6 protein-coding genes are annotated in these 4,691 nt (G+C 58.5%); all 6 read left to right on the top strand.

Features of this window, described 5'->3' with window-relative positions; genetic code table 11:
• Positions 1-1,132, top strand: a 1,132-nt coding sequence (locus VJV58_RS05905; RefSeq protein ID WP_324136401.1) for an amino acid ABC transporter substrate-binding protein, incomplete at its 5' end; no start/stop codon positions are given.
• Positions 1,133-1,175: 43 nt separating this feature from the next.
• Complete coding sequence (locus tag VJV58_RS05900) at positions 1,176-2,102, top strand: branched-chain amino acid ABC transporter permease (RefSeq protein ID WP_324136400.1); 927 nt, start codon at positions 1,176-1,178, stop codon at positions 2,100-2,102.
• Positions 2,095-3,015 carry a branched-chain amino acid ABC transporter permease gene (locus VJV58_RS05895; protein WP_324136399.1) on the top strand — a complete coding sequence of 307 codons (921 nt, stop codon included), beginning with the start codon at positions 2,095-2,097 and terminating at the stop codon, positions 3,013-3,015. Before VJV58_RS05900 ends, VJV58_RS05895 begins: the two co-directional genes overlap by 8 nt.
• A complete protein-coding gene (locus VJV58_RS05890; protein ID WP_324136398.1) occupies positions 3,005-3,736 on the top strand; it encodes an ABC transporter ATP-binding protein in 732 nt (243 codons plus the stop codon). Before VJV58_RS05895 ends, VJV58_RS05890 begins: the two co-directional genes overlap by 11 nt.
• Positions 3,726-4,445, top strand: a complete 720-nt coding sequence (locus tag VJV58_RS05885; RefSeq protein ID WP_324136397.1) for an ABC transporter ATP-binding protein — start codon at positions 3,726-3,728, stop codon at positions 4,443-4,445. Before VJV58_RS05890 ends, VJV58_RS05885 begins: the two co-directional genes overlap by 11 nt.
• Positions 4,445-4,691: acyclic terpene utilization AtuA family protein (locus VJV58_RS05880; RefSeq protein ID WP_324136396.1), on the top strand; the 247-nt coding region annotated here is incomplete at its 3' end. The genes VJV58_RS05885 and VJV58_RS05880, both read left to right, overlap by 1 nt.

The following is a 4,691-nucleotide window of genomic DNA, read 5'->3' as shown; positions in this document are numbered from 1 at the left end:
CTTCGCGTCGATTTCGATGCCGGTTCATAGCGCCCTGAAACTCTGGATCGACCAGAAAAATGCGGATGGTGGAGTGTATGTGAAGGCGTTCGACAAGAAGATACCGGTCAAGCTTGTCGCTTACGACGACCAAAGCAATACGGCGACCGCTTCGACGCTCTACAACCAGCTGATCACGCAAGACAAAGTCGATCTCCTGGTCGCCGATTCCGGCTCGGTGCTGACAGCACCCGCCGTGGCGATCGCGCGCGACCACAAGATGTTCCTGTTCGATCAGACCGGGACCGGCGCGAGCTTCTTTACCAAGGACAATCCGTATATCGCGCTGATGTCTGATCCAGTGTCGACGATCTGGCCCAAGCCGGTCGCGGATTTCGTTTCACATGATGGCCCGGGCCTCGGCATCAAGAAAATCGCGATTCTATATTCGACCAACGAATTTACGGGAACGCAGGCCAACGCTTTCCGAAAATTTGTCAAGGAATCGGGCGCGCCAATCGAGATCGTCTACGATCAGGGCATTCCCACAGAGACCACCAATTACACCGTGATCATCAATAACATCAATAATACTCAGCCGGACGCGGTATTCCATTTCGGATACGCGCCGAACGATATCGCGTTCCTTCGCAACGTGCAGGATGTCGGCATCAAATTCAAAATGCTGTTCGCGATTTATCCGGGTCTGGAGACCGAGCTTCTGGAAAAGAACGTCGGCGAAAAGGGCCTTGAACACGTTTTCACCTACGTGCCGCCCTCTGAACTGCAATATCCAGTCAATTTCGGCATGGATATCAAGGACTATAAAGCGGCATGGGACAAGAAATACGCCGGCGGCAAGATCGAATTCGGCTTCAATGCCGTTGCCGGATACACCACCGGACTGGTGATCGAAAAGACGCTGTCCGTTGCCAACAGCCTCGATCAGCTTGAATTGCGTCGTGCGGTGTTCAGTCTATCTGGTCAACTCAAAACGCTCGACGGCACCTTTGCGCTCGACGAGACGGGCGGCCAGATCGGTGAGTTAACTCCGCTCGGTCAACTTGAACTCGATGATCACGGCCATATCAGGTTTGTCTCGATCTATCCGCACGACACCGCCACCGGCAAGCCGGTCTATCCGCGTCCATGACGCGATCTCTGATCGAAACTGAATTGCCGGGAGCGAAGCGCTAATGCTGGTCTATGCGCTCGTTGCCGGCGTTTTGTTCGGCCTGTATTTCAGCCTGGTCGGGATCGGCCTCAATCTCGTGTTTGGCGTCATGCGCATAGTGAATCTTGCGCATGGCGACTTCCTGATGCTTGGCGCGTTCGTCGCGTTCGGTGTGGTCGCGCTGGCCGGAATCGATCCGTTGTTCGCAGTGCCGCTGGCATTTGTGCTGTTCGTGCTCGCGGGCCTGCTGCTGTATTGGGTGCTCGTGCCTCGGCTGCAGGGTTCGGTCAACCCGGAGATGCTCTCGATCATCCTGTTCTTCGGGCTATCGCAGGTCATCGAGGCTCTCACGACGATCTTCTTTGGGACCAGCGAGCGTTCAATCCAAAGTCGTGCACTTGGCACGGTGTTCTCGACTATCAAGATGAAGCTGTTCGGCGGCAAACCGGAGGGAAGCGGACCGGTCGAGATTTTCGGACAAGGATTTCCAGCCGCCTGGGTGATCGCGGCCGTCACCAGCTTGATCGCTATCGCGTTGGTATATGTCTATTTGTATCAGACCCGTCTGGGCACGCTGACCCGGGCGGTGATGTCGCGGCGAGACGAGGCTTTCGCGACTGGCATCGATGTGGATCGCGTGTCAGCGGCGGCTTTTGGTATCGGATTGGGCCTGGCGGCGGTTGCCGGCGTGTTCGCCCCCTTCATGTTCGGTTCGGTGACGCCGGCGTTCGGCGCCGACGCAACGGTCACCTCATTCGCAATCGTAGTGCTGGGCTCGCTTGGAAATCCATTGGGCACCGCGCTCGGCGGCGTCGTGTATGGCGTCTGTTATATGCTGGTGCAGACTTATCTCAGTTCGTGGGCCGACCTGCTGCCCTATGTACTCCTGATCCTTATCCTGCTGCTTCGTCCGAGCGGGCTGCTTGGAAGGCGGGTGCGCGTTGCGTAGCGCTGTCAGACACACGCTTTTCATCCTCATCCCGCTAATTGCCGTGTTCGCGCTGCTGCCCGGTTTTTATCAGAACCATCTTCTGTTGTTCAATTTCGTAATCTTCCTGATCCTCGCCCAGGGCGTGAACATCATTTACGGTTTTACGGGCTATCTGCCATTTGGATATGTCGGGTTCTTCGGCGCGGGCGCTTATGGTTTTGCAATTCTGGTGATGCACTACCAGGCATCCGCACCAATCGCGGTACTTGCCGCCGGATTGATTGGTGTAGTGCTCGGGCTTCTGCTGACACCACTATTGCGGTTGTCCGGAGCTTATTTCGCGATCGCCAATCTGGCGGCGTCGCTCGCGGTGCTTCATTTCGTCGCCAATCCGGCACTCGAGAATATCACGCGCGGCCCGTACGGCGTTTCCCTCACCGGAACGTTCAATCCGACGCTGGCCTACGCGGCCGCGCTCATAGTGCTGGCGCTCACTCTCGGGGCGGTGGTGTTCCTGAAGAACTCGCGGTTTGGTCTTGCGCTGCAGGCGGTGCGAGAAGATGCCGTCAGTGCATCGATGGCGGGTGTCAACGTAGTGCGGATGCGCGTGATCGCGTGGCTGGCTTCAGCGCTCGTCGCCGGGCTCGCCGGGGGCGTGTATGCCTGGTATGTTTCTGTGTTTTATCCTGACAATGTCTTCAGCGGCGAGTTCAGCATCTTCGCGATCGTATTCGCGCTGTTCGGCGGCGTGGCCACGATCTCCGGGCCAATTGTCGGGGTCATCATCTTGTACGGCATTTACAATCTGATCGGGTTCACGACGCCACAATATTTCCAGCTGATCTACGGCTTGTTGATCATGGGGCTGGTGCTGTTCCTTCCGGCGGGACTGGTCTCGCTGGCAACCCGCAGGGGCTGGAATGTCCCCTGATAGCGCGCCCATTCTCAGCGTTGGCAATCTCGTCAAACGCTTCGGCGGATTTCACGCGCTGGACGGCTTGAGCTTTCATGTCGCCTCTGGTGAGATTCTTGGATTGGTCGGTCCAAATGGCTCAGGCAAGACCACCGCAATCAACGTGATCTCCGGTCTCTATGCCCCTGATGCCGGCGAGGTGGTGCTGGATGGCGCGTCGATTGGCGGCATCGCCTCGCATCGGCTAGTGCATCGTGGCATCAATCGTACGTTCCAAATTCCAAAGCCGTTTTTGTCGCTAACGGTGCGCGAGAATATCGAGGTCGCGCTGGCTTATGGTCGGGCCGCGGTGGCGCCGCCAACCATGGCCGCCCTGCTTGGCGAATACCGGCTCGCAGACGTCGCCGACCGGCCTGCGGCCGATCTGAACAATGCGCAACAGAAGATGCTCGATCTGGTCCGAGCGCTGGCGACGCGTCCGCGCCTTTTACTGCTGGATGAACTCGCCGCTGGCCTCAATCCGGCGGAGCTCGACTGGATTGCCGAACGCATCAAGGCGCTGGCCCAATCCGGTATCGCGATTATCGTTATCGAGCACCTGATGGGTTTCATCGAGCACATCACGGACCGCGTCATCGTGATGAATGCGGGTAAGGATATTTTCGAGGGCACACTCGCAGTCGCGGTGCAGGTGCCGCAGGTGATCGAAGTCTTCCTCGGAGGCGAGCATGCCGCCTGAAGCCGCGCCGCTTTTGAAGGCAGCCGGCGTCGATGCCGGCTACGGAACCATGCAGGTGCTGTGGGGCGTGGATCTTGACGTCCGTCCCGGTGAAACGGTTTTGCTGCTCGGCGCCAACGGTGCGGGCAAGACAACCTTCCTCAAATCGCTGGTTGGATTGATCGAGGCGCGGCATGGCCGCATCGACCTCGCCGGCCGGGAAGTGACGCGGCTACGGTCCAGTGACCGAATGCGGCTCGGGATGACCTACATGTCCGAACTCGCGGTGTTTCCGGATCTATCCATCGAGGAGAACATTAGGGTCGGCGCGCAGGCGCTTGGCCATGCCGACTCCGATGCCCGAGTCGAGGAGCTTTATGGGCTGTTCCCCGCACTGCGGGAAAAACGTCGCGCGCCGGCGTCTAGCCTCTCGGGTGGTCAGCGCAAGATGCTCGGCATCGCGAAGGCGCTAGCGGCCGAACCGCGGCTGCTTGTGATGGATGAACCTTCCGCCGGATTGTCGCCACTGTTTGTGAAAGAGGTCATTCGCATTCTCAGCGACTTGCGCGGGCGAGGTCTTGCCCTCTTGATCGCCGAGCAGAATATTGGGTTCCTCGAGGTCGCAACACGCGTTTTCGTACTCGAAGGCGGGCGTATCCGCTTTTCCGGTACGGTTGCCGAAATGACAGACAACGAAGCCTTGCGGCGCGCCTATTTCGGGCTGAAGTAATGCGGACGATCAGAATAGGATCAGGTGCGGGCTATTCCGGCGATCGCATCGAGCCTGCGCTCGAACTCGCCGAAAAAGGCGACATCCAGTACCTGGTATTCGAATGTCTCGGCGAGCGCACCGTGGCGCTGGCGCAGCAGGCGCGCATGAAGAATCCGGACAGTGGTTACGATCCCTTGCTCGAAGACCGAATGCTTGCGGTGCTGCCGGCCTGCGCCGCCAATAAGATCAAGATCGTGACCAATA

The organism is Bradyrhizobium sp. (genome assembly GCF_035273305.1).
Classification (GTDB): Bacteria; Pseudomonadota; Alphaproteobacteria; order Rhizobiales; family Xanthobacteraceae; genus Bradyrhizobium.
The sequence above is the reverse complement of the archived record's forward strand: the minus strand, read 5'-3'. Positions and strand labels throughout refer to the sequence as shown.